Below are 25,326 nucleotides of genomic sequence, written 5' to 3'. Positions count from 1 at the left end.
TTCGTTCCCTGTGCCGCCGGCGTCAGCGGATCGCGATGACCGCCTTGACCACCGACTGCGGATTGTCGTGGGCGAACGCGAGTGCGTCGCCGACCTCGTCGAGGCCGAAGGTGTGGCTGATCAGGCTTCGCACGTCGGCCTGTCGTCGCTCGGCAAGTGCGACAGCGCCTGGGAAGTCCAGTGTGGACCGGCTGCCGTAGACGTCCAGCTCCTTTGCCGTGAACGTGCGCATGTTCAGGCCTACGGCCTGTTCCGAGACACCGACCAGGGAGATCCGTCCGGCCGTTGCGACGACGTCGAACGCACGCTCGACGACGGGCGCTGCACCTGTGGCCTCCACGACCACGGGCGCCCCCTCCCCGTCGGTCCACGCGTCGACCCGCTCGGGTAGCTCGTCGACGCCCCGAACGGTCTCCTCCGCACCGAGCGCACGGGCGAGGTCCAATCTGGACTCGTGTAGGTCAGCGATCAGGATTCGGGCGCCGGCATCCCTGGCCGCCACGACGACACCGAGTCCGATCGGACCGGCACCGAGGACGACGACCTGCTCGCCGGAGCGCACGTCCGGGCGCGTGACCGCCCGCAGACTCACCGACAGCGTCTCGGCGAGTGCTGCGACATCGGCGTCGAGCCCGGTCGCGGCGTGACAGTTACCCACGGGCACTGCCACCCGTTCCTGGAACCCGCCGGGCCGATGGACCCCGACCGCGTCCATCGAGCGGCACGTGTTGCGACGGCCGATCCGACACGGATAGCAGGAACCGCAGGCCACCACCGGTTCGACCGCCACGCGATCGCCGACCGAGAGCATCCCGGCGTAGGCGTCGGGCAGTGCGGCAACGGTGCCGCTGATCTCGTGGCCCTGCACGACCGGCAGCGTGGTGGCATAACTGCCGTCCCAGATGTGCAGGTCGGTGCCGCAGATACCGACGCGGTCGACCTCCAGCAGGGCCTCGTCCGGGCCGGCGCGTGGAGGTGAGGCCGGAGCTACCGTGACTGTGCGCAGTGCCGTGGTGGTGGCCGCGAGCGGCATGGCTCCGCCGCTCACGACATCACCTTCGGCAGCGCCGCGACATGCGGATGGTCTCGTTCCTCGGCGCCGTGCCCGGTGGCGCCTCCAGGGCTGCCGAGTGCGCCGAAGAACTCGGCGTTGACGGCGGTGTAGACGGACAGTTCCGTGGGCACGTCGTCCTCGTAGTAGATCGCTTCCACCGGGCACACCGGCTCACAGGCTCCGCAGTCGACACACTCGTCGGGGTGGATGTAGAGCATCCGGTCGCCCTCGTAGATGCAGTCGACGGGGCATTCATCCATACAGGCCTTGTCCTTGAGGTCCACACAGGACTCGGCGATCACGTAGGTCATCGGGTCTCCTCTGTTGCCGGGTGTTCAGGTCAGGGAGGGGCACATCGGTGCGGGATCGGACAAGGACGCGAGCAGCTTCCTGCGGACCGCCACGGCCCGTCGGGGCAGTCCGAGGGCGAGTGCGCCGACCAGGCGGTTGTCCCGGAAGTAGCCGACCACGGCGGCGTGTTCGGCGAGGTCGCCCTCGAGAACGTCGATCCGGTCGGCAAGACCCGGTGCGCCGAAGGACTGCAGGCGCAGCTCGTACTGATCGGACCAGAAGGAGGGAAGGGGAGTGAACGGCGCCGGATCGGTGTCCGCGCCGGCCAGATCGCCGAGCAGGGTCGACGCCGCCCGTCGCGCGGTGTCCAGGGGCATCTGCCAGTGCTCGACCCGACGTGGGACGTCGTCGAAGAGCGGGTTCGGGAACCGAGCCACGTCACCGACGGCGACCACGCCGGGGACGGATCCGGCCCGCATCCGGTTGTCGGTCTCGATACCGTCGGTGAGGTCGAGGCCGTTGTCTGCGAGCCATTCGACACAGGGCGACGAGCCCACGGACTGCACCACGACGTCGCCCGCCACGGACGTGCCGTCGTCGAGCTCCACGATGTGCACCCGGCCCTCGGTTCGCACGGACGACACCGCAGAGCCGAGCCGGAACTCCACGCCCTCCTGCTCGTGCCGGGTCCGCACCGCGTCGCCGACCGCACGGCCGAGCGGTCGCAGCATCGGCGCCTCGTCGAGGGCGACCACGGTGACCCGGCAGCCCAGTCCGGCCGCCGTCGCGGCGACCTCACAGCCGATGAACCCCGCCCCGAGCACGACCACTCGCGGGTGCGACCGCAGCGCGCCGTGCAACGCGCGGCAGTCCTCCACCGTGCGGATGACGTGCGTCGCGCCGCCGGTGCGGTCCACACCGGCGGGCAGCTGTCGCGGCCGCACCCCGGTGGCGGCGACCAGACCGTCGTATCCGAGGGTGCTGCCGTCGGCGAGGGTCACGGTGCGGCCGGCGAGGTCCGCGGCCACGGCCCGGGCGCCGAACCGCCACTGTGCCCGTCCGGCCTCGAGCCCGTGTTTGAACGCCAGCGCGTCGGGGTCCGGTCCCGTCACCAACGCCGTCTTGGACAGCGGCGGGCGGGTGTAGGGCGCGTGTGTCTCAGCGGAGACGACGACGATCTCGCCCTCCCAGCCGCCGGTCGCGATCGCCTCGGTGACGCGGAGTCCGCCGAGGGAGCCGCCGACGACGACGATGCGTCGGTCCCGGGTGGACGCCATGCTCATCCCTCGATCGTGATGGCCTGCACCGGGCACGCCATCGCAGCGGCCTCGACCTCGCCCCGTGCGGTGTCGCCCACCGTCGGCTGGTAGACGAGGCCACCGGCGTCGTCGAGATCGAACACCTCCGGCGCGGCGAACACGCACTGCCCGTAGTTCTGGCAGACGTTCATGTCGACGCTGATCTTCACGGCTTGCCTCCGCCCTTGAGTCCCGGGTCGGTGTAGAACCGGTCGGTGAGTTCCTTCTGCAGGTCGTCGTTCTCGGCATTGCCCGGGTGGGGCAGCCACCGGTCGCCTCCGACCTGGTAACGCGTGGCGAGTTCGATCAGCACACCGTGCGCCTTGGACTCGGGCAGGAAGTTCCACTTGAGCCACGGCATGGTGTCGGGGTGGCTGTCTTCGTCGAGCAGTACGGGCAGGCCTGCCTCGCGGCACTGCTGCATGGTGTGCCCGAAGTTGTCGCTCAGGAACGCGATGTGGTGGACGAACTCACCGCGTTTGGCGAGCACCTTGTGCACCCAGCTGTCGGGCGAGCCGGGTGCCCACATCTGGATGGAGACACCGGTCGGATCGGGGTTCTGGAAGGTGGCCCACACCATCTCGGTGCCGTCCGAGCTGCCGCGGGAGTAGGTGATCGTCTCTGTCAGCTCGGGGGTGAGCACGCCGAGGATGTCCGTCCAGTCCTCGATGGCCTGGTCGAGATCCTTCACGCAGAGCGCGACGTGGTCGATGTGCACGCGGGTCATGGAGGTCCTTTCGTTGGCCCTGATCGCTCCACTATTACACCAAACGATTGGTTGATGAAAGTCCTCGTCGTGCTTGACATCGCCCGGGGGTCGGTGTTCCATAAATCGAGCAATCGTTTGGTGGAAATCACGAGGGCTGTCGAGGTGCCGCTGCGCCGAGCCGCCCACCAGGAGGAACCGTGGACTTCGCGCTCACAGACGAGCAGGAGGCGTTCCGGAAGACCGTCCGGGAGTGGGTCGAGAAGGAGTGCCCGAAGGAGGCGGCACTCGAACTGGAGAAGCAGGAGTTCGAATACCCCCACGAACTCTTCGCGAGGATGGCCGAGGTGGGATTCCACGGCATCGGGATCGACGAGGCCTACGGCGGTTCCGGTGGCACCGAGCTCGATCAGGTCATCCTGATCCGCGAACTCGCCCGTTCCCTGGGGGGTATCGCGTGGATCTGGGGCATCAACGCCTTCGCCGGAGCGAAATCCGTCGGCTACTACGGCACGGAGGAGCAGAAGCGTCGGCTGCTGCCACAGGTTGCCGACGGCTCGAAGAAGTTCGCGATCTCGGTGACCGAGCCGGCCGGGGGGACCGACCTACTCGGCGTGCTCGCGACTACAGCCACCCGTTCCGAGGGTGGCTGGGTCATCAACGGCCAGAAGATCTGGTCCACGCAGGCCCACGTCGCCGACTACCTCCTCCTGCTGGCCCGTACGGAGAAGAACCCGGCCAAGAAGACCGGTGGTACCACACTGTTCCTCGTCCCACGCGAGGCCGAGGGCGTCGAATGCAGGCAGATCCCCAAGCTAGGCATGAAGAACGTGGGATCCTGCGAGGTGTTCCTCGATGACGTGTTCGTGCCGGACGAACTCGTGCTCGGCGATCCGGGGCAGGCGTGGTACATGCTGCTCAAGACCCTCAACAACGAGCGGATCGTGATGTCCGCGCTCGCGTTGGGCATTCTCGACGGTGTCATCGAGGAGGCCAAGCGTTATCTCGACGAGCGCGACGTGTTCGGCAAGAAGCTCGGCCGGATGCAGGTGCTGCAGCACTACTACGCCGATATGCTCATCGCCCAGAAGTCGGCGGAGCTGCTGATCTACGAGGCCGCGTGGCGCCAGGCCGAAGGGTTGGACTGCGGCATGCAGGCCAACATGGCCAAGATCGTCGCGTCCGAGGGCGCGGTCACGGCCGCCGACCGCGGTATCCAGATCTTCGGCGGCATGGGCTACGCGCTCGAAACCCAGATGCAACGGTACTGGCGGGACGCGCGCCTGTACCGGATCGGGCCGATCGCCAACGAGATGGCCCGCAACTCGATCGCCGAGATGGCCGGGCTGCCCCGGTCGTTCTGAGCCGGCCCCGCCGGACGTCGGAATCCGTGGGGGTGGCGAGGACCTGGTGTCACCGGCGGTGCCGGTGGTGCACTGTCGTCCTCTGATGTGCGCCCGGCGGGTCGAGTCTCGGCTGTCGGCAATCAGCGCACGCACACGAGCAGCAGGGAGGACACCGCGGTGACGACAATGGAGACGTCCTCGCAGCAGGTTCCGGTACCGAGAACCGTGCCAGCCGGTCGCGGCGCGGCCGGGTCGCCCGGGTGGGCCGAGGCGGTTCCGATCGGCGACGTGGTCGTGCGGGCGGCCGCACTGTGGCCCGACTCCGAGGCGCTGGTCTTCCCGGGAGAACGACTCACCTTCGCCGAGCTCGCCGCCGACGCGGAGCTGGCCGCACGCGCGCTTCGCGCGATGGGCGTAGGGCCGGGGGACCACGTCGGCATCCTCATGGCGAACTGTGCCGACTTCGCGCGCGTGTCCTACGGCGCGACGATGCTCGGCGCCGTGGCGGTGCTGATCAACGCGCGTTACCAGGGCGACGACCTGGCGCACGTGCTCGGCGACGCCGACGTCAAGGTGCTCGTGTCGGCTTGCCACGCGGGGCAGCCGTTCGGGCTCACCGACCGCATCGAGGCCGCGATGCCGGAACTCGACCCGCGCCGTCGCGACGCGTTCCCGGTGCCGTCGGTGCCCACGCTGGAGGCCGTGGTCGTCCTCGGCGACGGTGAGTGCGGACCGGCGTACCTGCGCCGGGAGGGGTTCTACACGGGTGCCGAGCACATCACGCCGGAAGAGGTGCACGCGCTGCGCAGACAGGTGTCGCTGCGCGAGGTCGGCATGATGATGTACACCTCCGGAACCACGGCCCAGCCCAAGGGCTGCGCGCTCAGCCACGAGATGGTGGTACGCAACGCCATCGCGGTGGCCGACCGCCTGGACGTTCATGGTGGGGACCGCTTCTGGGATCCGCTGCCGATGTTCCATATGTCGTCGGTGCTGCCGATGAACGGCTGCTTCTACACGGGCGCGACGTTCCTGTCGATGGAGCATTTCGAGCCCGACGGAGCCATCGCGATGCTCCGCTCCGCGCGGCTCACGCATTTCTACCCGACGTTCCCGACGATCACCCAGGCTCTGGCCGACCATCCGGAGTTCTCTGCCGTGGACTGGAGCGCTGTGCGCGTGATCAACGGTGTGGCGCCGCCCGCGACGCTGCGCGAACTGCAGAAGCTGTGGCCGCACGCCGCCGTGGTGACCGCGTACGGTTCCACGGAGACCGGTGGGTGCGTCTCGTTCTCGGTCCCCACCGACACGCTCGAGCAGCGCACCAACACGAGCGGGCCGCCGTTCCCCGGAATTCAGGTACGCGTTGTCGACGCCGAGACCGGCGTGCCGGTGCCGACCGGTGAGCGCGGCGAGATATGTGTCCGCGGCTATTCGATGTTCGAGGGCTATCGGAACGACCCCGAGGCCACCGCGGCGGTGATCGATGACGAGGGCTGGTTCCACACCGGCGACATCGGCACGGTCGACGCGGACGGGCGGATCTCGTACCTGGGGCGGCTGAAGGACATGCTGAAGGTCGGCGGGGAGAACGTGGCCGCCGTCGAGATCGAGGAGGCGCTGCAGCGACATCCCGCGGTCGGTATCGCACAGGTGGTCGGCATTCCCGACGACCGGCTCGTGGAGGTCCCCGTCGCGGCGGTCGAGCTGCGGGACGGGCACGAGATCACCGGCGAGGAACTGCGGGAGTGGCTGCACGGGCGGATCGCCAGCTTCAAACTGCCCCGGTACGTGCGTGTGGTCGACGAGTGGCCGATGGCCGCGACGAAGATCCAGAAGTTCCGCCTGCGCGAGGCACTGTGCGCCGAGCTGGGAATCGACCTGCCGTGAGCGCCGAGCCGGCGTCCGCGGCAGGCACGGCGGGCGGTGTCGGCGCCGCGGGCACTGCGAGCGCCGTGGCGGGGCTGGTGACGCGGTTCGATCACATCGCCGTCGCGGTGCCCGACCTTGCCCCGGCGGCCGCGCTCTACGCCGATCTGCTCGGCGGCACGTTGATCGCGGGCGGGGACGACGACCGGCTCGGGCTCCGGACGGTGCAGCTGCGCTTCCCGCCGGGCGTGAAAGTCGAGCTGCTGTCGCCGCTGCACCCTGAGTCGTACCTCGCGGCCTATCTCGACCGCCACGGCCCCGGTTTCCACCACATGACCTGTTTCGTCCGGGACGTCACCGAGGCGGCGAGGCGACTGGAGGAGGCCGGTTTCCGCACCGTCGACACGCGTACCGGAACCGGATGGTGGGACGAGACCTTCATCCGCCCTTCCTCCGGATTCGGCACGTTGGTCCAGCTCACCGATTCCCCGCTGTCGTGGTCGGAGCCGGTCATGCCCGACGGGGCCGGGATCGCGGACGTGCTGGCGGGTCGGATCGAGTGGAACGAGGCGCGGCCACGTTGGAAGGCCACCACGCACCCGGAATGAGACCCCGGTGCGCGGGCCGGCCGGAGAAAGCGGGAGGGAAGCGGAGGAGAACGCGATGGGGCTTCCGCACGGGGCAAGCATGGTGCAGGTCGCGTACGCGACCACGGACGTGCGTACCAGCGCCCGCCGTTGGTACGAGCTCTACGGGGCAGGGCCGTTCTACGTGCGCGAACACGTGCCGGCTCCGCGGGTCCGGGTGCCGGGGGAGGGCGGGACCGTGCTGGACGGCGTCTTCGACCACACCTGCGCGCTGGGACAGTGGGGCCCGGTGATGGTCGAGTTCGTCCACCATCACGCGCTCGAACCGGCTCCGCTGGAGCGGGACATGCGCAGGCACGGTATCGGCGTCCACCATGTCGCGTGCTTCGTCGACGACCTCGAGCAGGCGTGCGAGCGGATGGTGGAGGGCGGGGCGCGGGTGGTGGTGGACGCCGAGACGCCCGAGGTGCGATTCGTCTTCCTCGATGTGGGACCGGCCATGGGGCATCTGGTCGAACTGTACGAGCGAACCCCCTATCTGTCCGAGCTGTACGGGCGCGTGGCGCGCGCCGCCGAGGGGTGGGACGGCACCGACCTGTTCCGCGAGCGATGACCGGACCGCCGCCGGAGCGGGCGGACACGGACTGCCTGCGGGCGCTGGCTTGTCTGGACTTCCTGGACACCGAGCCCGAGGTGTTCATCGCTGCCGCTGCGGCGGCAGGGTTCGACGGGGTCACTCTCCGTGTGGCAGGCAGCCGCACCTCGGTCGCCGGTGACGTCGGCCGGGACCCCGGCCGGCGCGCGCGGGTGCTGGCCGCGCTGCGGTCTACGGGGATGCACGTGCTCGACGTGGAGGTGCTCCGGCTGCGCTGCGATCTCACGGCAGGCGAGATCAGGTCCGTGATCGACGGTGCCGCCGAACTGGGCGCGCCACGTGTACTGGTCGTCGACAGCGAGCTCGGGACCGATCGCGCACGCGACCTGCTCGCCGGGATCGTCGATGAGGCCTCTGCGGTCGGGGTGCTGCCGTGCCTGGAGCCGATGGCGTTCACGGCGTGTCGCACGCTCTCCGACGCGCTCGCGACGGCCGTGCCGGCCGGGGCGGGGGTGCTGGTCGACGCGCTGCACCTGCACCGTTCGGGCGGGACGCCCGCTGACGTGGCGGCCGCCGTCACGGCCTGCGGCGATGCCTGCATGCCCTACGTGCAGCTGTGTGACGCGTCGTGGGAACCGCCGGGACATGAGTCCGGCGGGGAGAACGACGCGCTTCGACGGGAGGCGATCGGACGGCGGTTGCTGCCCGGGCACGGCGACCTCGATCTGATGGGCCTCCTCGCGGCGTTGCCCGGCAGGCCGCTCGTGGTGGAGGCGCCCACTGCGGGCAGCGCGGCGATGTCGCCGGAGGCGCGGGCAACCGCTGCGGCGACGGCGCTGACCGAGCTTCTCCATAATTTCTACCAAACGATTGCTTGACTAGTTGCGTGTCGATCTGGAAGTGTCGTGGATCACGCGCAGACGTTCCGTGGCTGAGCAGAGTGGCTGAGCAAACCCGGAGGACACCGTGACACTGAGCGCCGACCCGACCGTTCACATCGGCCGCCTCTACATCGGCGGCGAATGGGTGCACAAGCAGCGAGATGCCCCGACCTACGAGGTCGTCTCACCCGCGACCGGGGCGGTGGTCGCCACGGCCCCGGACCCAACGATTGACGACGCCGACCGCGCCGTGGCCGCGGCACGCGACGCGTTCGACCACGGCCCGTGGCCGACGTTGCCGCTCGCCGAGCGGATCGAGGCGCTGAGCCGGTTCTGCGATCGTTTCGAGGAGCGCAAGGAGGAGTTCGACCTGGCGTGGGTCACCGAGTCCGGGCCCACGCTGGCGCACTCCGCCGCGCTCAACGGTGGCGTCGTGCTCATGTGGCGGGATCTGCTCGAACGCGCCAGGTCTGTGGCGCTGTCCGAGCGTCGCGAGGTGCCCGACGGGGTCGTGGACGTCGTTCGGGAGCCGATCGGCCCGGCCCTCGTCATCACCGCGTGGAACGGTCCCGGGCTCTACCTTGCGATGAAACTGGTCCCGGCCCTCCTCGCCGGTTGTCCGGTGGTGCTGAAGATGGCGCAGGAATCGCAACTCACCGCCGCCCTCGTCGGCGAGATGGCCGACGCCGCCGGGCTGCCGCCCGGAGTGTTGAGCGTGCTGCCGGCCTCGGCAGAGGTCAGTGCCCACCTCGTCGAGCATCCAGGCATCGACAAGGTCAGCCTCACCGGCTCCATCGGTGCAGGGAAGGCAGTCATGAGCGCGTGCGCGGGCCGGCTGGCCAACGTGACGCTCGAACTCGGCGGCAAGTCACCCGCCATCCTCCTCGGCGACGTCCCACTCGAGGACGTCCTGCCGTCCCTGGTTCCGGGGTTCATCGCGTTCAACGGGCAGATCTGTGCTGCCCTGACACGTGTTCTGGTTCCCCGTGCGCGGCACGACGAGGTGGTTGCCGCACTGGTGGCGCGGCTGGAGGCGATGCGGGTCGGAGACCCTGCCGACGACTCGTCGGATCTCGGACCGCTGGCCAGTGCGCGGCAGTTCGAGCGGGTCATGGACTATATCGCCACCGGGAAGGCCGAGGGCGGCGATCTCGTCCTCGGCGGCGGCCGGCCGGACGGACTCGACCAGGGCTTCTACGTCGCGCCGACGGTCTTCGCGAACGTCGCACCAGACGCGACCATCGCCCAGGAGGAGATCTTCGGGCCGGTGCTCAGTGTCATTCCCTACGACAGCGTCGACGAAGCCGTCGCTATTGCCAACGGCACGGCGTACGGCCTGGCTGCCTCGGTGTACGCGGCCGACGAGGAACTGGCCCGCACGGTCGCGGGCCGGATCAGGGCGGGCACCGTCGCGGTCAACACGGCCGGTGTGTCGATGTTCGCGCCGTTCGGCGGATTCAAACAGTCCGGTTTCGGCCGCGAGTTCGGTCTCGAAGGGCTCGGGGAGTTCCTCCAGTACAAGTCCGTCAAGGTGAAGTGAGCGGGAGAGATCCGATGAAGTCTCACGGTGCGGTCCTTCTGAAGACCCAGCAGAACGTGCGTAACGACTGGCACGTCGAGGAGCTGGAGGTCTCGCCGCCGAAACGCGGTGAGGTCATGGTGAAACTCAAGGCGGCCGGCCTGTGCCACTCCGACAACCACGCCGCGGCCGGTGACCAGGCGGTGGACTTCGCGCCGTTCCTCGGCGGCCACGAGGGAGCCGGCATCGTCGAGCAGGTCGGCGAGGACGTCACGGAGCTGTCCGTCGGCGACCACGTCACGTGCACCTTCATGCCCTCCTGCGGAAAGTGCGTGCCGTGCGTGCGCGGCGTCGGACAGTTGTGCGACCGGGGAGCGGGTCTGCTGCAGGGCGTCATGCTCGACGGCACCAACCGCATCCACACGGCGGCGGGCGAGCCCGTCGGCCCGATGACCTATCTCGGCACGTTCAGCGAGCGCATCGTCACCCCCGTCGATTCGGTCATCAAGATCGACGACGACATCCCGTTCCCGGCTGCGGCCGTGGCCGGGTGTGCCGTACCGACCGGCTGGGGGACGGCCGTGCGGATCGCGGACGTCGAGATCGACGACGTCGTCGTGGTCCTCGGCGTCGGCGGTGTCGGCATGAGCGCGGTGCAGGGCGCCAAACACGCCGGAGCCCGGGAGATCATCGTCATCGACCCGGTGGAGTTCAAGCGGCAAGAGGCGCCGAGGTTCGGAGCGACGCACGTGGCGGGCTCGATCGAGGAGGCGATGCCGCTGCTGACGGACCTGACCCATGGCCGGATGGCCGACAAGGTGATCGTCACCATCGGAGTGGTCGAAGGCACGATGATCCAGCCGATGCTGGGAATGCTGGCGAAAGGCGGCACGATGGCGATCGCCGGCGTGTCGTCCATGTGGGACACCGAAGCCGCTTTCAACGTCTTCGGCTTCGTGATGATGCAGCAGACAATCAAGGGCGGTCTGTACGGTGGCCTCCAGCCGCACGTCGACATTCCGCGGCTTCTCGACCGCTACCGGCGCGGGCAGCTGATGATCGACGAGATGATCACGCGCACCTACTCGCTCGATCAGATCAACGAGGCGTACGCGGATATGGAGGCCGCCCGCAACATTCGGGGCGTCATCCTCTACGACGACTGAACCGGTTTACCGGGAGCGTCCGGTGCAGCATCGCATCTTCCTCGTGCCGCCGAGTGGCGACGCCGACCGCGGGCGACGGCACTGGGAGCATCGCCACGGTGACCTGTTCGTCCGGACTCCCGGACTGCTCGGCTACCGGCAGAACCGACCGGTGGCCGAGCAGTGGGCCCGTGGCACGGCCCGCTTCTGCTCCGAGACATGGTTCGCCGACCGCGAATCCGAACGGCGAGCCTACGCATCCGCGTACTACCGCGACGTAGTGACACCCGACGAGGCCGTATTCCTCGTCCGCGACCAGGCGTGGACGGCGGCTGTGCTCGAGGGCCCCGAGTCCGCATTGCAGCCGCCCGACGGCGGCGCCGCCGTCCTGTGGTTCGACGAATCACCGCCTCGCGGCGTGTCCTGGGATCGCTGGGAGCTGGCCGTACCTGTGCCGCCACCGGGACGGGGCAAGAGGCTGTACACGACGGTCGTCGCCGACGTGGGCCGGGCGCTCACACTGGGCGCCGATGCCGGACCGGTGGCGTTGGTGGTCCGGCCGCGGGACTACCCGACGACCGGATGAAACGTCCACATTGGAGGGAAAATGCGCGAGGGGCGTGTGGCATTGGTGACGGGAGCCGGCTCCGGGCTGGGGAAGGCGTTCGCGGAGCTGTGGCTGGACCGGCACGGGCCGGTCGTCGGTGTGGACGTCGCCGCCGAGCGGATCGAGTGGCTCAACCGGGACCTCGGCCGCGGGCATCCGTCTGCCGGGTTGTGTGCCGACGTGACCGAGGCTGCCGGCAACGAGGCCGCCGTCCGCCTGGCGGAGGAGCGCTTCGGCGGGCTCGACGCGGTCGTTCTGTCCGCGGGCATCACGGCGTGGGGCGACATCGAACAGCTGGACATGGCGGTGTACGACCGGGTGATGGACGTGAACGTCAGAGCCGGTGCGCTCGGTATCCGGGCCGCAGCTCCGGCGCTCCGGCGGTCGGATGGCGGTTCGGTCGTCCTGCTGTCGTCTACGTCGGGGACAGCGGGCGAGCCGGAACACTGGGCGTACTGCACGTCGAAGGCGGCCGTCGCGAACCTCGCCCGTTCGGCGGCCGTCGACCTCGCAGTCGCGGGCATCCGCGTCAACGTGATCGCGCCGGGCCCGGTCCATACCGAGCTCACCCGGCCGATCAAGGAAACTCAGCCGGACAAGTACGACGCCCTCCGCCGGAGTCTGCCGCTGCAGCGTTGGGGAGAACAACACGAGATCGCCGAGGCCATCGCGTTCCTCGCCTTGCCGGCGTCGTCGTTCGTGACCGGGGCGGTCCTGCCCGTCGACGGTGGCGTCACGGCGATCACGGCTCAGCTGGCGCCTCGGGAGGTACCGCTGTGAGGGTGGGCGTGGCTTTGTCTAGTGGTCGTACCGCCGTGCGCCCGTGCCGAGTGGTCTCCGGGTGGCTCGCCCACGTTCCGGAGGTCGCCCGCGCGGTCGTATCGAGCAACGCGGCGACGGTCTTCATGTGGTCGTGTTCGCCGGGACGGATCCGGTGATGGGTCGTCGGACGTATCTGGGCGAGAAGATCGAGGGCACGGACGACGTGGTGTGCGGGAAAGTCGATAACACCTGACGAGGCTGCGGGTGACGGTGTGCAAGCAGCGGTCGAAGTCGCGCCCGCCTGATCCTCGGCCCGACGAACCACCACCCCCGTGCCGAACACGCGGTTCACGGGAAGATCTCACCCGCCGGGGAGGAGGAACTCGTTGAGCTCGGCTGCGGTCGGCGCCGTCGCCGGTCCGGGGCGCAGCACCGACAATGCGGCTGCCGCGTTGGCCCGTCGCGCAGCCGCACGGAGTGTCGCGCCGTCGAGCAACATCGCCGCCAGCACGCCGCAATGGGCATCGCCCGCGCCGTTCGTATCGACCGGTGATACCGGGAAACCGTCGACCCGCTCGACCGTTCCGTCCATCGCCACGAGGCACCCCGCCGCACCGTCGCGCACCACGACTGTCGACGACGGACGCAGGCGGTCGGCCAGTTCGGCGGCTGCCTTGTGCAGATCCTCGGACCCGGTCAAGCCGCGCGCCTCGCGGGCGTTCGTGCTGAGAATGTCCACCTGCGATAGCGTCGAATCCAGCACCTCCTGCGGAATCTGGGAGGCCAGGGGACCGGGATCCAACAGCACCGCCGCACCGTCCACGGACGGCAACCATGCAGCCAGCGCCGCCCTATTGGCTCCGTGCAGCAGGCTGTACCCGCTCACATACACCACATCACCCGGGCCCGCCTTGACATCGGCCAGCCGCTCGGCCGTCAGTCCGGCCTCGGCGCCGCTGCCGGTCACGAAGGTGCGCTCACCCGAATCGTCCACCAGAGCGACACACACACCGGTATCGCTCTCCTCGCTCGGCGGGCACGCCGCGGTGACGCCCTCATCGTGCAACGCCGACCGCACGCGGTCACCGAACTGGCCGGTGCCGTGCGCGCCGGCGTACACCACCTGCGCACCCGACCTGGCCGCAGCGGCCATCACATTGAAACCACCGCCCGGCAACAACGCCGTCTCCGACGCCAACACGTCACCACCCGGCTCGGGTAACGAGTCCACTCGCATCACCAGGTCCAGAATGACCTGGCCGGTGTGCACCAAGCGGCCCGTCACTGCGCGCGCTCCTGCTTCCGGCCGTGCAAGCGTGCGCCGCCGAAGGCGGCGTACAACCCACCGGCCACGACGAACGCGATGATCCAGCCCAAGCCGTTGCGTCCCAGCCAACTGTCGGCCCACACGCCGCTGAACCACACATCGCCCTGCGGGCCCGCGACGATGAACTGGTACCCGACCACGATCGCCACCGCCCACGCCCCGAGTGCACGCGGCTCGATGCCACCGCGGTACCAGTACGAACTCGACCGGCTCAGATCCATCAGCCCGGCCGCGTCGTAGCGGGTGCGCCGCAGCATGTCGACCAGGAACACACCGACCCACGCCGTCGTCGGAATGGCCAGCAGGTTGATGAACGCGATGAACGGCGTGTAGAAGCTGTCGGCGATCAACATGAAGTAGATCGCACCGAGGGTTGTCACGACGACGTCGAGAATCACCGCATACACCCGCTTCGTGCGGATGCCCAACGTCAACGTCGTCAACCCCGCCGAGTACACCGACAGGTGGTTCGACAACAACAACCCGCCGAACGCGGCGATCAGATACGGAACGGCCATCCACGACGGCAGCATGTCGCGGATCGCGGCCACCGGATCGCCGGCCTCGGCCAACGTGGGATCACCCGCGGACAGCAGGCTGCCCAACGAGATCAGCAGCACCAACGGAATACCCGCCCCTGCGGCCGCGGACGCCACGAGCGACCCTGCCCGCACGGACGGCCGCTGATAACGCGACATGTCCGCGGACGCATTCGCCCAGCCGATACCCGTGCCCGCCGCGATGGTTCCGACACCGGCGATCATCGCGCCGACGGACGCGGGCTGCGCCGCACCGACGGCGGCCCAGTCCACGGTGGCGATGAGGTTCACGGCCACGACGATGTTCAACGCCCCGAAGATCCACGTCGACCACCGCTGCACCGCGACCAACACCTGGTGGCCCAGGCCCGAAACCACCACGGTGGCCAGGACGAACACACCGATGCACACGAGCGTCAACGCCGGAGCGCTCTTCGCTCCCGCGTCCGTGCCGAACACGATGGCGCACAACGACAGCAACGCGAACGCCGCCGTCGTCGTGTTCACCGTCTCCCAGCCGAGCCGCGAGATCAGGGACACCAGCGTCGGTCCCGCGTTGCCCCGGACACCGAACACCGCTCGCGACAACGTCAATCCCGGAGCGCCGCCCCTTCGGCCCGCGATCGAGATGACACCGACGATCGCGAACGAACCGACGGCGCCGAGGATCGCCACGAGAACGGCCTGCCAGAACGCGAGATGCTGGATCGCTACGAGAGTCGCGCCGAGCGGCAATCCCAGGATCGAGATGTTCGCGGCGAACCAGACCCAGAACAACTGCATCGGATGACCGGTGCGTTCGTTCTCGGGAACGGGCTCGATGCCCCGCGTCTCGAGGACACCCTCAGCGGGCTCGTCGACACCGGTGTCGGTCGCAGTGCTCACGGCAGCCTCCTTGCTGTGTGCGCTCAGCTGTTGCGCAGTTCGAGAAGTCCCTCGGTGACATCGCCGAGGTCGAGGTCGTTGACCTTCCGCACGACGGCGGTGAGGTCGGCGGGCAGGCCCGAGGCTCCGTGCCGGGAACCGAGGACCGCTCCGCAGATGGCGGCGACCGTGTCGGTGTCCCCGCCGAGCCGGGCAGCCAGCGTCAACGCATCCAGCGGTCGATCTCCCAGGGCCTCGGCGAGCGCGAACGCGGCCACGACCGACTCCTGTGCGGCCACCGACGTGCCGATCACCTCGGCTATCGCCGCCGGCAGCGCCTCGGCGTCCAACTCCCGCACCCAGCCGCGGGCCCACCGGATCCGGGATGCGATCTCCCCGCCGGCGACCCACGGCGCCCGCGCAGCCCCTTCGGAGGCCACGCGTTCCGCGTGGTCCATCGCCGGGCCGAGGTCCGCGCCGTCGATCCCCGCCGACACCGCGGCCGCCACGGCCGCGGCCGCCGAGATGCCGAGGCTCGTGTTGTGGGTCAGCCTGCTCGCGCTCACGACCGCGTCCAGGAGCGGGTCCACGTCGGGTTTTGTGGCGATGGCGACCGGCGTGATCCGCATCGCCGCACCGTTCGTCGTGCCCGTGCGTCCCGCCTCATCGGGTGCGGCCCCGGACTCCAGCAGCTCGAGGGCCCGCTTCGTCGACGGTCCGAGCAGGTCGGCGAGGTTCCGGCGGATCATGTCCGCTTCCCAGTCCAGCAACGCACGGGCGAACGCGTGCGGCTCGATCCGCCCACGACCCTCGATGAGCAGTCGTGCGACCAGGACCGCCTGCTCGGTGTCGTCCGTGACCGTGCCTGCGGGCAGGCCGGGGGAGATGGGTTGGTGCTCGACGGCGTCGCGCAGCCCTTCCAATCGTCCGTAGTAGGTGGCGATGGACTCGCGCGACAGCGACTGGGTCGGCATGCCGAGTGCATCACCGAGCGCGAGACCTTCGAACGCACCGAGCGCGCGGTCACGGACACCGGCGCCGCTCATGCGGTACCGAACGTCAGGTGGAACTGGAAACGAGCCGGGTCCAGCAGACTGATGACGTGCTCGACGAGTCCGCCGGCGGAGTCGGTGCTGGTCCTCGTCGCCCGAAGGAACAACTCGCCCTCACGCCGCTCGAGTAGTTCGGCCGTGTGCGCGGTCAGCGACTCGGTGCCGATCCACTGCTCTCCCCGTGCCGGATGCAATCCCGCCGCGGCGAGGGTCGCGGTGAGGGAGTCGTCGACCAGCCCGCGTCGCGGCAGGTTCGCGAGCTCGCCGGTCTTGGGCACCAATGCCACCTCGTAGGACACTGGCCCCGCGGCCCGGTCACGTCGAAGTCGGCGGACCGCGATGAACTCCGCGACCCCGAAGCGGGCGGTCAGCTCGGGGTCGGCCGCCTTCTCGATGTCGAGCAGTTCCGCCCGGATGTCGAAACCCGATCGCGAGAGCGCGGTCGCCCAGCCGATGGTCTGGTCCAGTTCGACACCGTCGAACGTCACGAAGGATCCGACGCCCGTCTGGGTGGCGATGAGCTCGCGGCGCTGCAGCTCGGACAGCGCGCTGCGCACGGTGCCGCGGCTGACTTCGAACCGTTCGGCGAGTTCGTGTTCCGCGGGCAGCTGCTGGCCGCGGGTCAGCACGCCCGTATGGATCTGTCGGGAGAGTTCGTGCACCAGCCGGTCCCGCTTGCTGAACCTCGTCGGACGATCCTGATCAGTCCTGTTCATACCTGTACATTAGGTGGCGAGGTGGGTGAGCACAAGCGGCGTTCGCAGGGCCCCGGGCTCCCGCGCCGGCGGTCGCATCGTTGTGATCTGCCTCGGTTCGGAGAAATTGCGTTCGCACGCGTCTCCCGAGGTGTGGCGTGTGCCGAGGACCTGTCGACGGCCCGCCGAGGACCAACGTCGACAACACCGACACCGTCGGGTGCTGCGGCGTCGGGATGGGAGCACACCATGGTCGCTTACGTCATGGCGAACCGGTCGGCGGCGTAATCGGTATGGCCATGGCCGAAGTGCTGGGACCCGGTCGGCGCAGCGCGATCTGTGACTGATCAGCGCGATCGGCGACAGCATGGGCTCACCCGAACCGGACCTGCGCATGCACAACATGGAGCAATTCCACGGGGACGGTTCGGTCGCGACGGTCAAGGATCACGGCGGTGCGCGGGTGCAGCCCGGCACGCCGTGGTGGGGGAGGGAAGTCGAGCCCGGTGCCGTCGCCGTGCGTATCGAGGACTCCTACGACGAGGCGGTACGCCATACCGCGACGGCGGGCTTGCGCCGCGATGACCACAACTGACATCCGGCAGGGCCGGTTCCGGCCGCCGGTCGTGCCCGCGCCGGGCGGGGCGGGCACGTCACACGAGGTCGCCCGCTTCGTCCTGGTCGTGCTGGGCGAGATGGACGACGGCGTCGCGCAACGCGGCGCGGAACCGGCCGACCTCGAGCGGGCCGAGCACGGCCGTCTCCCCGGGCGGAGCGACGACGACCACCTGCTGCTCGCTGGAGAACACGGTGAGCTTGCGTTTGCGTCCCGCCAGGTCACGGCAGGGAACGACCCACTCGTTCTGATCCGACATGCCGACCGCCTTCCTCCTGCTTCATCGGGCTGAGCACAGGTGGGACGCAGCCGCGGCTACCCCATGACGCGACTGACGCACGGAATGTCACAAACCCGCTGCCTCAGAAGTCGTGTGAGGCTTCGGTGGGCTCGCCGGATCGGAATCGTCGCAGGTGAACGCGCCGCCGGAGCCGAATGGCGGGACGGATCATCAGCTGGATGCTGCCGATGAGAAACAGCCACGTCCCGGCGTACTCGGTGCTGTCGGAGAAGAACAGCACGCTGCCGATGACGAACCAGAGCGCGATCAGCAGGTCGTTGACGATGCTCGCCACTTCGTAGCGGCGGCGGATGAGTAGTTCTTCGTCGCCGATCCGGATGTGAAGCGGTCCGGGGTCCTCGTCGGCCATGTGATCACGGTGCCATTGCCGGCGCGGGACCGCAGGTCAGGCTCGGTTCGCTGTGCGGGATCCGACCATGAGCAGGAAGCTCGTCAGGGCCAGTCCGAAGAACACGGCCATGAGCGCGGCCATCGGGACGGCCGAGCCTTCGCCGAACAGTCCGATCAGCGGGGAGGCCGCACCCGCGACGAGGAACTGCAGCACGCCGAGCAGTGCCGATGCCGATCCCGCTTTGTCCGGGTGGTCCGCCATCGCCAGCGCCATGGCGTTGGGCATCACCATGCCGTTCGAGCACACGACCAGGTAGATCGCGGGCAGCAGCACGGGCAGGCCGAGCCCGGCGGCCGCGGCGATCGTGGCGGCGACGGCCGCCGTCGTGCCGGTCAACAGTCCGGTGCGCAGCAGGGACCGTTGGCTGAATCGGCCGACCAAGCGGGCGTTGACCTGTGTCATCGCGACCAGGCCGACCGCGCCGCCGCCGAAGACGAAGCTGTAGGTCTGCGGGCCGAGGCCGTAGATGTCCTGGAGTACGAAGCTGGACGCCGAGATGTAGGTGAACATGCCGGCGAACCCGAGGCCGATGGTGAGGGCGCAGCCCAGGAATGCACGGTGCCGCAGCAGGCTGAGGTACGTGCGCAGGACGCCACCGATCCGTGCCGGCCTGCGCGAGGCCTCCGGCAGCGTCTCCGGCAGAGCCAGCGCGGCGACCAGCAGGAGCAGCCCGCCGAACGCGGCGAGGACGGCGAAGATTCCGCGCCAGGAGGTGACGGTGAGCAGCTGACCGCCGATGATCGGTGCGAGGATCGGCGCCACGCCCGAGACCAGCATCAGCGCGGAGAAGAACCGGGACATGGCGATGCCGGAGAAGAGGTCGCGGACGGTCGCACGGGCGATGACGATGCCCGCGGCCGCGCCGAAGGCCTGCAGCGCTCGCGCCGCGATCAGCACTTCGATCGAGGGGCTGAGCACACACAGCACACTCGCGGCGATGTAGAGCGCGACGCCGGCCAGCAGCGGTACCCGTCTGCCGAAGGCATCCGACAGTGGCCCTGCGACGAGCTGGCCCGCTCCGAGCCCGACGACGAACGCCGCGAGCGTGAGCTGGACCAGCGAATTGGCGGCGGAGAAGTCGCCTGCCATGCCGGGCAGCGCCGGCAGGTACATGTCGATCGACAGCGGGCCGAACGCGGTCAACCCGCCGAGGATGAGCGCGAATCGCAACCGGCCGGTGCGGCTGAGCCGAGCTCCTGCATCGGCGACGGGGGCCACGGTCGTGGCTGCGGTCACGGTTCCTCCCGGTGATCGATGTGACGACGCACGTCCTCCTCGAACAAGTACCGAGCATGGCTAACTATTCCCGGGATGCGGAGTGATCTGAGACGGGTGTACCGCTCACGGTGCAAACGGGACCAATCGGGCAGGGTTGGCCGGGGGTTGCCCGTGTCGTCGCCGGTGCAGGCGGGGCGCGCCGGTCAGAGCCAGGCGGTGCGGATGCTCACCCGGCGCGGCGGGCCCGGCTCGTCGGCGCCTCCGTGCCGGTTGGTGATCGTCCACACGTGTTTCGTGGTGTCCGGCAGGCCGTAGAGGTGGTCGTCGCTGCCGCACGTGTAGGTCGGCCTGCCGGGCGGGTCGTCCTCGGTGGGGCTGGGCGCGGGGACGCAGCGACGACCGTCGGCGAGTTCGAGGAACCACGGCCGGTCGGGACGCACGTCGCCGGGCGGTCTCGGCGTGTCCTCGACGATCCGGATGCGCACGGCCTCGGACGTCGTCGGGTTCTGCACGCACAGCGCGACGTCGGGGCGCGGCCGGTGCCGGACGAAACACGGGTCGTACAGGAAGTAGCCGTCCGTGGTCATGCACCGGCGCGCATCGGGATCCGACAGGTTCACCCCGGACGCGGAGCATTTCGCCGCGGCGCGGTCGACGACGGTGAATTCCGGTGCGGGCCGGCCGGACGGGGTGAACGGGTCGAGGTGCACCGCGCGGGTCGCCGTCACCGGGGAGGTGCGAGCGGATCCGTCCGCGTCCGCATCGGTGCAGCCTGCGAGGGCGACGAGTGCGGCGCCCAGGCCGATGGCGGCGCGGCGGGTGCGCGAGCGGCGGGTCGTCACGGTCAGAACCACACCGTGCGGATCGATGCCCTGTCGAGCTCCGGGCCGGGTTCGGTGCGCCGCTCGGCCTCGCCGTGCCGGTTGGCGATCGTCCACACGCGTTTCGTCATGTCCGGCAGGCCGTAGAGGTAGTCGTTCCGGCCGCACCCGTAGGTCGGGTCCTCCTCGGTGGACTCGGGGTCGTCGGCGCCGGGCATCGGCACGCAGCGGCGGCCGTCGGCGAGCTCGATGAACCACGGCCGGTGGCGCTGTGCTTCCTCCGGTGCGGGCCCGGTGTCCTCCACGACCTCGAAACCCGTCGCCTCGCCGGTCGTCGGGTTCTGGATGCAGATCGCCCGATCCGGCCCCGGCCGGACGTGCAGGTAGCACGGGTCGTGCACTTCCTGCGAGGTGTGCGAGTCGCCCTTCAGCACGGGAGCGCAGCGGCGGGCATCCGAGCCCGCGATGCTGACCCACGACTGCCAGCAGTTGCCCTCGCCCTTCTCGACGATGTCGAGGCCGGGGTCGGGTTCGCCGGACTCGGTGAAGGGGTCCACGGTGATCTGCTCGGTCGCGGTGACGGGCCGGGTGTCCGCCGCGAGCCGGGTGTCGGGCGCGCCGCTGCATCCGCCGAGTCCCGTCAGTGCCGCGATGGCCACGACGACTCCCGGGAGGATCTTCCTCACGTGCCGCTGCCTTCCGTGTCGCGTTCACCCGTGCTGCCGGTCCCGGCCGCGAACCGCCTGGGCCGGGACACGCGCCGGGGTGCGTGTGTGGGGACACGCGCAGCCTAGAGGGCGCGTGTGAGCGCCGGTGCGGGCCCCGCCGCCGAGTGGCGATAATCGGAGGAGCGGAGCGGACGCGCCCGGTAGGCTGTCGGGCGGTATGTCTGCACGTTCCCCTCTCGATGAGCTGCGTCCGCGGCTGTCCGGTCTGACCATCGGCGACGCCCACCGGGTGCGGCGCCGGATCGACGGCGCCCGCAAGTCCCGCAACGCGAAGCCTGCCAAGCTCTCGGCGATCGCCGCGGAGATCTCCTCCGACATCGACCGGGCCGAGGAGCGGGTGCGCAGGCGCCGCGAGGCGATGCCGCACATCACATACCCGCAGCAGCTTCCGGTGAGCGGCCGCGCCGAGGACCTCGCCGAGGCGATCCGGGACAACCAGGTCGTGATCGTGGCGGGGGAGACCGGGTCGGGCAAGACCACCCAGCTGCCGAAGATCTGCCTCGACCTGGGACTCGGCGTGCGCGGGCAGATCGGGCACACGCAGCCGCGGCGACTCGCGGCCCGCACCGTCGCCGAGCGAGTGGCGAGCGAGGTGAAGTCCGAGCTCGGCGCGGCCGTCGGCTACAAGGTGCGGTTCACCGACACCTCGAGCGACGACACGCTGCTGAAGGTGATGACCGACGGCATCCTGCTCGCGGAGATCGCGCGCGACCGGATGCTGCGCCAGTACGAGGTCCTCATCATCGACGAGGCACACGAGCGCAGCCTCAACATCGACTTCCTGCTCGGGTACCTGAAACAGCTACTGCCGAAGCGGCCCGACCTGAAGGTGATCATCACCTCCGCCACGATCGATCCCGACCGCTTCGCGCGGCACTTCGCCGGCGCTGACGGGGAGCCTGCGCCGGTGCTGGAGGTCTCGGGACGGACGTATCCGGTCGAGGTGCGCTACCGGCCGATCGTCGATCCCGACGACCCCGACGCCGATTCGGACCGCGACCAGACGCAGGCGATCACCGACGCCGTCCGGGAACTGGTCGCCGAGGGGCCGGGCGACATCCTCGTGTTCGCGTCGGGCGAGCGGGAGATCCGCGACGCCGGGGACGCACTGGCCGCGATGGAGCTGCCGAACACCGAGGTGGTGCCGCTGTACGCGCGGCTGTCGGCCGCCGATCAGCACCGGGTGTTCCAGCGGCACACGGGCAGGCGCATCGTCGTCGCCACCAACGTCGCGGAGACCTCGCTGACCGTGCCCGGCATCAAGTACGTCGTCGATCCGGGAACGGCACGCATCTCGCGTTACAGCCACCGCACGAAGGTGCAGCGGCTGCCGATCGAGCCGGTGTCACAGGCCTCGGCCAACCAGCGCAAGGGCCGCTGCGGCCGGACGTCGGACGGTATCTGCATCAGGCTGTACTCCGAGGACGACTTCGACGCCCGTCCTGAGTTCACCGATCCGGAGATCCTGCGCACCAACCTGGCCTCGGTCATCCTGCAGATGACCTCGCTGGGCCTGGGCGACGTGGCCGCGTTCCCGTTCGTCGAGCCGCCGGACCGCAGGCAGGTCACCGCGGGGGTGCAGCTGCTGCAGGAACTGGGTGCGCTCGACGCGCAGAAGGGCAGGCTGACGCCGGTCGGCAAGCGGCTCGCACAGTTGCCGGTCGATCCGCGGCTCGGCAGGATGATCCTCGAAGGTGCCGAGAACGGCTGCGTCCGCGAAGTGATGATCATCGCGGCCGGGCTGTCCATTCAGGATCCACGGGAGCGGCCCGCCGAGCACAAGGAGGCCGCCGCGCAGCAACATGCGCGGTTCCGCGACAAGGATTCCGACTTCCTGGCGTATCTGAACCTGTGGAACTATCTGCGCGAGAAGCAGAAGGAACTGTCGGGCAACCAGTTCCGCAAGATGTGCCGCGCGGAGTACCTGAATCATCTGCGGGTGCGGGAGTGGCAGGACGTCTACAGCCAGCTGCGGCAGCTGCTCAAACCGCTCGACATCACGCTCAACAGTGTGCCGGGCGATCCGCAGCGTATCCACACCTCACTGCTGGCGGGACTGCTGTCGCACATCGGTCTGAAGGACCCCGAGAAGGGCGACTACCTCGGCGCGCGCGGCACTCGGTTCTCCGTCTTCCCCGGTTCGGCGCTGTTCAAGAAGCAGCCGCGCTGGATCGCCTCCGCGGAACTGGTCGAGACGTCCAGGCTGTGGGCGCGGGTGAACGCGCGGGTGGAGCCCGAGTGGATCGAGCCGCTCGCCGGGCACCTGGTCAAGCGCACGTACTCGGAACCGCACTGGGAGCGTAAGCAGGCGGCGGTGATGGCGTCGGAGCGCGTGACGCTCTACGGCGTGCCCCTGGTCGCGGGCCGCACGGTGAACTACGGCCGGATCGATCCGGAGACCTCGCGGGAACTGTTCATCCGCCGCGCGCTCGTCGACGGCGACTGGGACACCCGGCACCGGTTCTTCCACGAGAACCGGGCACTGCTCGACGAGGTCGAGGATCTGGAGAACCGCGCCCGCAGACGGGACATCCTCGTCGACGACGAAACGTTGTTCGTCTTCTACGACGAGCGGATCCCCGACGACGTGGTGTCGGGAAGCCACTTCGACGCGTGGTGGAAGAAGGCCTCGCGCAGCGAACCGGACCTGCTGAGCTTCGAGAAGACGATGCTCATCAACGCCGCGTCCGACGAGGTGCGCGCCGCCGACTATCCCGACACGTGGCAGCAGGGGGAGTTGCGGCTGTCGCTGACGTACCAGTTCGAGCCGGGCGCGGACGCCGACGGCGTCACCGTCCATATTCCACTCCCCGTCCTGAACCAGGTCGCGGCCGACGGGTTCGACTGGCAGGTCCCGGGACTGCGCGAGGAGCTCGTGACCGCGCTGATCAAGTCGCTGCCGAAGGCGACCCGGCGCAATTTCGTGCCCGCCCCGGACACCGCCCGTGAGGTGCTCGCGCACGTGGACCCCTCGCGTGGGCCGCTGCTCGACGAACTGAGTGCACAGCTGGAGCGGCTGCGCGGGGTCGCCGTGCCGGTCGGTGAGTGGGACCCGGAGGCCGTGGCCGACCACCTGCGGATGACGTTCCGCATCGTCGACGACACCGGCGCCGCGGTGGCCGAGGGCAAGGAGCTCGAGGCGTTGCGCGACAAGCTCGGCGACCGGGTGCGGGAGACGATCTCCGCCGCGGCCGACGACGTGGAACGCGACGGGTTGACCACCGCGGCGTTCGGAACGCTGCCGGAGGTGTTCGAGGCGAACCGCGGCGGCCACGCGGTCAAGGCGTATCCCGCGTTGGTCGACAAGGGCGACTCCGTTGCGGTGCGGATGTTCGACACACCCGGCCAGCAGGTCGCGGCGATGCGTGCGGGCACACGCAAGCTCGTCCGGCTCGCCCTGCCGTCGCCGATGAAGTACATCAACCGCAATCTCGGCAACCGGTCGAAGCTCGTCCTGTCGCGCAATCCGCACGGCGGCGTGCAGGGGCTGCTCGAGGACTGCGTCGACTGTGCGGTGGACAAGCTGATCGCCGAGGCCGGTGGACCGGTGCGGGACGAGGCCGCGTTCCCCTCGTTGGTGAAGGCGGTGGGGCAGCGGCTGAACCCGACCGTCCTCACCGTGCTGGGTGAGGTGGAGCAGATCCTCACCGCGGCCCACGAGGTCGAAGCTGCGTTGTCCGATATGGACGGACGAGCGATCGCGGAGTCGTTGGCCGACGCCCGGGCGCATCTGGATTCGCTCGTGTACGACGGTTTCGTCACCGCGACCGGCTACGACCGGTTGCCCGACCTGGTGCGGTACGTACGGGGCGTCGCTCGAAGGCTGGAGAAACTGCCCACCGATCCGGCGCGGGACGTCGAGCGGCTGCGGGAGATCACCTGGCTGGCCGACGAGTACCGCGGGGTGCTCGACGAGGTGCCGCCGCGAGCGGAACCGAGCCCGGAACTCGCCGAGATCCGCTGGATGATCGAGGAGCTCCGGATCAGCTTCTTCGCCCAGACGCTCAAGACCGCGTATCCGGTGTCGGTGAAGCGCATCATCAAGGCCCTCGACAAGGCACCGTTGTAGACAGTACCCCGTTGTAGACAAGGCCCCGTTGTAGACAAGGCCCCG

The 25,326-nt window shown here is 69.4% G+C and carries 25 protein-coding genes; 11 read left to right on the top strand and 14 right to left on the bottom strand.

Features of this window, described 5'->3' with window-relative positions; translation table 11 throughout:
* Window positions 1-22 precede the first annotated feature (22 nt).
* The 5 genes from LY40_RS04975 to LY40_RS04955 are packed head-to-tail and all read right to left on the bottom strand — an operon-like array spanning window position 23 to window position 3,370.
* Window positions 23-1,048 (bottom strand): alcohol dehydrogenase catalytic domain-containing protein, encoded by a 1,026-nt coding sequence (locus tag LY40_RS04975; protein WP_258936063.1) that lies wholly within the window; start codon window positions 1,046-1,048, stop codon window positions 23-25.
* Entirely contained in the window at window positions 1,045-1,365 is a 321-nt protein-coding gene (gene fdxA, locus LY40_RS04970) for a ferredoxin (RefSeq protein ID WP_258936062.1), read from the bottom strand. Before fdxA ends, LY40_RS04975 begins: the two co-directional genes overlap by 4 nt.
* 24 nt (window positions 1,366-1,389) lie before the next feature.
* Complete coding sequence (locus LY40_RS04965) at window positions 1,390-2,628, bottom strand: NAD(P)/FAD-dependent oxidoreductase (RefSeq protein ID WP_258936061.1); 1,239 nt, start codon at window positions 2,626-2,628, stop codon at window positions 1,390-1,392.
* A complete protein-coding gene (locus LY40_RS04960) occupies window positions 2,625-2,813 on the bottom strand; it encodes a ferredoxin (RefSeq protein WP_258936060.1) in 189 nt (62 codons plus the stop codon). The genes LY40_RS04965 and LY40_RS04960 overlap by 4 nt, the downstream gene beginning before the upstream one ends.
* A complete protein-coding gene (locus LY40_RS04955) occupies window positions 2,810-3,370 on the bottom strand; it encodes a VOC family protein (RefSeq protein WP_258936059.1) in 561 nt (186 codons plus the stop codon). The genes LY40_RS04960 and LY40_RS04955 overlap by 4 nt, the downstream gene beginning before the upstream one ends.
* Window positions 3,371-3,549: 179 nt before the next feature.
* On the opposite strand from LY40_RS04955, the gene LY40_RS26340 reads away from it, so the two are divergent.
* The 9 genes from LY40_RS26340 to LY40_RS04910 all read left to right on the top strand — a co-directional run bounded on the left by LY40_RS26340 (window position 3,550) and on the right by LY40_RS04910 (window position 12,678).
* A complete protein-coding gene (locus tag LY40_RS26340; RefSeq protein ID WP_183786757.1) occupies window positions 3,550-4,713 on the top strand; it encodes an acyl-CoA dehydrogenase family protein in 1,164 nt (387 codons plus the stop codon).
* Between the two features lie 168 nt (window positions 4,714-4,881).
* Window positions 4,882-6,585 carry a class I adenylate-forming enzyme family protein gene (locus LY40_RS04945; protein WP_183786834.1) on the top strand — a complete coding sequence of 568 codons (1,704 nt, stop codon included), beginning with the start codon at window positions 4,882-4,884 and terminating at the stop codon, window positions 6,583-6,585.
* A complete protein-coding gene (locus LY40_RS04940) occupies window positions 6,582-7,172 on the top strand; it encodes a VOC family protein (RefSeq protein ID WP_183786758.1) in 591 nt (196 codons plus the stop codon). Before LY40_RS04945 ends, LY40_RS04940 begins: the two co-directional genes overlap by 4 nt.
* 55 nt (window positions 7,173-7,227) lie before the next feature.
* Window positions 7,228-7,764, top strand: coding sequence for a VOC family protein (locus tag LY40_RS04935; protein ID WP_258936058.1), 537 nt, complete (start codon window positions 7,228-7,230; stop codon window positions 7,762-7,764).
* Window positions 7,761-8,624, top strand: a complete 864-nt coding sequence (locus tag LY40_RS04930) for a sugar phosphate isomerase/epimerase family protein (protein ID WP_258936057.1) — start codon at window positions 7,761-7,763, stop codon at window positions 8,622-8,624. The genes LY40_RS04935 and LY40_RS04930 overlap by 4 nt, the downstream gene beginning before the upstream one ends.
* An 88-nt stretch (window positions 8,625-8,712) precedes the next feature.
* Entirely contained in the window at window positions 8,713-10,167 is a 1,455-nt protein-coding gene (locus tag LY40_RS04925) for an aldehyde dehydrogenase family protein (RefSeq protein WP_258936056.1), read from the top strand.
* Window positions 10,168-10,181: 14 nt separating this feature from the next.
* Entirely contained in the window at window positions 10,182-11,312 is a 1,131-nt protein-coding gene (locus tag LY40_RS04920; protein ID WP_258936055.1) for an NDMA-dependent alcohol dehydrogenase, read from the top strand.
* Between the two features lie 22 nt (window positions 11,313-11,334).
* Window positions 11,335-11,877, top strand: coding sequence for an EthD domain-containing protein (locus LY40_RS04915; protein ID WP_258936054.1), 543 nt, complete (start codon window positions 11,335-11,337; stop codon window positions 11,875-11,877).
* Between the two features lie 21 nt (window positions 11,878-11,898).
* Complete coding sequence (locus tag LY40_RS04910; protein ID WP_183786764.1) at window positions 11,899-12,678, top strand: SDR family NAD(P)-dependent oxidoreductase; 780 nt, start codon at window positions 11,899-11,901, stop codon at window positions 12,676-12,678.
* A 343-nt stretch (window positions 12,679-13,021) separates the two neighbouring features.
* Here LY40_RS04910 and LY40_RS04905 read toward each other — a convergent pair whose 3' ends face one another.
* From LY40_RS04905 to LY40_RS04890, 4 genes are read right to left on the bottom strand one after another with little or no spacing between them, the layout of a single operon-like run.
* Window positions 13,022-13,945 (bottom strand): PfkB family carbohydrate kinase, encoded by a 924-nt coding sequence (locus LY40_RS04905; RefSeq protein ID WP_258936053.1) that lies wholly within the window; start codon window positions 13,943-13,945, stop codon window positions 13,022-13,024.
* Window positions 13,942-15,411 carry a purine-cytosine permease family protein gene (locus LY40_RS04900; protein WP_183786687.1) on the bottom strand — a complete coding sequence of 490 codons (1,470 nt, stop codon included), beginning with the start codon at window positions 15,409-15,411 and terminating at the stop codon, window positions 13,942-13,944. The genes LY40_RS04905 and LY40_RS04900 overlap by 4 nt, the downstream gene beginning before the upstream one ends.
* A 23-nt stretch (window positions 15,412-15,434) precedes the next feature.
* A complete protein-coding gene (locus LY40_RS04895) occupies window positions 15,435-16,436 on the bottom strand; it encodes an ADP-ribosylglycohydrolase family protein (protein ID WP_258936052.1) in 1,002 nt (333 codons plus the stop codon).
* Entirely contained in the window at window positions 16,433-17,158 is a 726-nt protein-coding gene (locus LY40_RS04890; RefSeq protein ID WP_258936051.1) for a GntR family transcriptional regulator, read from the bottom strand. Before LY40_RS04890 ends, LY40_RS04895 begins: the two co-directional genes overlap by 4 nt.
* A gap of 346 nt (window positions 17,159-17,504) precedes the next feature.
* Here LY40_RS04890 and LY40_RS04885 point away from each other — a divergent pair, with 346 nt between their 5' ends.
* Window positions 17,505-17,732 carry a hypothetical protein gene (locus tag LY40_RS04885; RefSeq protein WP_258936050.1) on the top strand — a complete coding sequence of 76 codons (228 nt, stop codon included), beginning with the start codon at window positions 17,505-17,507 and terminating at the stop codon, window positions 17,730-17,732.
* 58 nt (window positions 17,733-17,790) lie between these two features.
* Here the strand turns inward: LY40_RS04885 and LY40_RS04880 are convergent, their stop codons facing one another.
* From LY40_RS04880 to LY40_RS04860, 5 genes are all read right to left on the bottom strand, one after another.
* Window positions 17,791-18,012 (bottom strand): hypothetical protein, encoded by a 222-nt coding sequence (locus tag LY40_RS04880; protein ID WP_183786673.1) that lies wholly within the window; start codon window positions 18,010-18,012, stop codon window positions 17,791-17,793.
* 103 nt (window positions 18,013-18,115) lie between these two features.
* A complete protein-coding gene (locus LY40_RS04875; protein ID WP_183786672.1) occupies window positions 18,116-18,403 on the bottom strand; it encodes a YrhK family protein in 288 nt (95 codons plus the stop codon).
* Window positions 18,404-18,439: 36 nt separating this feature from the next.
* Window positions 18,440-19,681, bottom strand: coding sequence for a multidrug effflux MFS transporter (locus LY40_RS04870; protein WP_372497679.1), 1,242 nt, complete (start codon window positions 19,679-19,681; stop codon window positions 18,440-18,442).
* Window positions 19,682-19,866: 185 nt separating this feature from the next.
* On the bottom strand, window positions 19,867-20,505 hold the full coding sequence (locus tag LY40_RS04865; RefSeq protein WP_183786670.1) for a hypothetical protein: 639 nt from the start codon (window positions 20,503-20,505) through the stop codon (window positions 19,867-19,869).
* Between the two features lie 2 nt (window positions 20,506-20,507).
* Window positions 20,508-21,170 carry a hypothetical protein gene (locus LY40_RS04860; RefSeq protein WP_183786669.1) on the bottom strand — a complete coding sequence of 221 codons (663 nt, stop codon included), beginning with the start codon at window positions 21,168-21,170 and terminating at the stop codon, window positions 20,508-20,510.
* Between the two features lie 199 nt (window positions 21,171-21,369).
* Here LY40_RS04860 and hrpA point away from each other — a divergent pair, with 199 nt between their 5' ends.
* Window positions 21,370-25,281, top strand: coding sequence for an ATP-dependent RNA helicase HrpA (gene hrpA, locus LY40_RS04855; RefSeq protein WP_258936049.1), 3,912 nt, complete (start codon window positions 21,370-21,372; stop codon window positions 25,279-25,281).
* The last annotated feature ends 45 nt before the right edge of the window (window positions 25,282-25,326 follow it).

The organism is Prauserella salsuginis (genome assembly GCF_024648885.1).
In the GTDB taxonomy this organism is placed as follows: domain Bacteria; phylum Actinomycetota; class Actinomycetes; order Mycobacteriales; family Pseudonocardiaceae; genus Prauserella; species Prauserella salsuginis.
Note: the sequence above shows the minus strand (reverse complement) of the source record. Positions and strands in the feature narration are given on the sequence as shown.

Excerpts from the sequence above, each read along its gene's own strand:
- fdxA (WP_258936062.1), bottom strand. The coding sequence starts at position 1,365 with ATGACCTACGTGATCGCCGAGTCCTGTGTGGACCTCAAGGACAAGGCC.
- LY40_RS04965 (WP_258936061.1), bottom strand. The coding sequence starts at position 2,628 with ATGAGCATGGCGTCCACCCGGGACCGACGCATCGTCGTCGTCGGCGGC.
- LY40_RS04955 (WP_258936059.1), bottom strand. The coding sequence starts at position 3,370 with ATGACCCGCGTGCACATCGACCACGTCGCGCTCTGCGTGAAGGATCTC.
- LY40_RS04945 (WP_183786834.1), top strand. The coding sequence starts at position 4,882 with ATGGAGACGTCCTCGCAGCAGGTTCCGGTACCGAGAACCGTGCCAGCC.
- LY40_RS04935 (WP_258936058.1), top strand. The coding sequence starts at position 7,228 with ATGGGGCTTCCGCACGGGGCAAGCATGGTGCAGGTCGCGTACGCGACC.
- LY40_RS04930 (WP_258936057.1), top strand. The coding sequence starts at position 7,761 with ATGACCGGACCGCCGCCGGAGCGGGCGGACACGGACTGCCTGCGGGCG.
- LY40_RS04920 (WP_258936055.1), top strand. The coding sequence starts at position 10,182 with ATGAAGTCTCACGGTGCGGTCCTTCTGAAGACCCAGCAGAACGTGCGT.
- LY40_RS04910 (WP_183786764.1), top strand. The coding sequence starts at position 11,899 with ATGCGCGAGGGGCGTGTGGCATTGGTGACGGGAGCCGGCTCCGGGCTG.
- LY40_RS04895 (WP_258936052.1), bottom strand. The coding sequence starts at position 16,436 with ATGAGCGGCGCCGGTGTCCGTGACCGCGCGCTCGGTGCGTTCGAAGGT.
- LY40_RS04890 (WP_258936051.1), bottom strand. The coding sequence starts at position 17,158 with ATGAACAGGACTGATCAGGATCGTCCGACGAGGTTCAGCAAGCGGGAC.
- LY40_RS04885 (WP_258936050.1), top strand. The coding sequence starts at position 17,505 with ATGGGCTCACCCGAACCGGACCTGCGCATGCACAACATGGAGCAATTC.
- LY40_RS04880 (WP_183786673.1), bottom strand. The coding sequence starts at position 18,012 with ATGTCGGATCAGAACGAGTGGGTCGTTCCCTGCCGTGACCTGGCGGGA.
- LY40_RS04875 (WP_183786672.1), bottom strand. The coding sequence starts at position 18,403 with ATGGCCGACGAGGACCCCGGACCGCTTCACATCCGGATCGGCGACGAA.
- hrpA (WP_258936049.1), top strand. The coding sequence starts at position 21,370 with ATGTCTGCACGTTCCCCTCTCGATGAGCTGCGTCCGCGGCTGTCCGGT.